This is a genomic window from Bradyrhizobium algeriense, assembly GCF_003062295.1.
GTDB classification, from domain to species: Bacteria; Pseudomonadota; Alphaproteobacteria; order Rhizobiales; family Xanthobacteraceae; genus Bradyrhizobium; species Bradyrhizobium algeriense.
Map to the genome: position 1 here is coordinate 1 of NZ_PYCN01000194.1, position 621 is coordinate 621.

Below are 621 nucleotides of genomic sequence, written 5' to 3' on the forward strand. Positions count from 1 at the left end.
AAATTCGGCAACGAGCGAGTGCTGATCGTGAAAACGCCCCTCGACACGGGGCTTCAGCGGCACACGGAAGAGACGCTGGAAAACATGCTCCGCCAGCATGGACGCCAGTACAAGGCGGGCCAGGGCGCGATCGTCGTGATGGACGTGGACGGTGCCGTGCGCACCATCGTCGGCGGGCGGGACTACGGCCAGAGCCAGTTCAACCGTGCCACCGGGGGCCTGCGGCAGCCCGGTTCCTCCTTCAAGCCGTTCGTCTACGCCGCGGCCCTGACCACCAATCCGAAGCTTCGGCCCAACTCGATCGTGGTCGACCGGCCGATCTGCCTCGGCAATTGGTGTCCGCAGAACTATGGTCGCTCCTTCTCCGGCTCGATGCCGCTCGTGTCTGCCTTGGCGCGCTCCATCAACTCTATCCCTGTGATCATGTCGGTGGAGATCGGCAAGGGCAACGCACCCGGTGATGGAGTTCGCGGATCAGCAGGGATTGCTGGGTCTGGGCCTGCTTGCGCTCCTCGATCTCGCTCTGTGCATTGCGGTAGAGGCGGCTGTTCTCGAGCGCGATGGCTGCCTGGGCCGTCAGGCCCGCCAGCAGGCGCTCGGAGCGCCGATTGAACATTCCCG

Annotated in this window: 2 pseudogenes; one reads left to right on the top strand and one right to left on the bottom strand. The window is 64.9% G+C overall.

Annotated features, from left to right (window positions below):
- Positions 1-138: 138 nt before the first annotated feature.
- Positions 139-381 (top strand): annotated as a pseudogene (locus C7G61_RS46890) (penicillin-binding protein); the annotation flags it as partial.
- Positions 382-421: 40 nt separating this feature from the next.
- Here C7G61_RS46890 and C7G61_RS45770 read toward each other — a convergent pair.
- Positions 422-621, bottom strand: a pseudogene (locus C7G61_RS45770) (hypothetical protein); the annotation flags it as partial.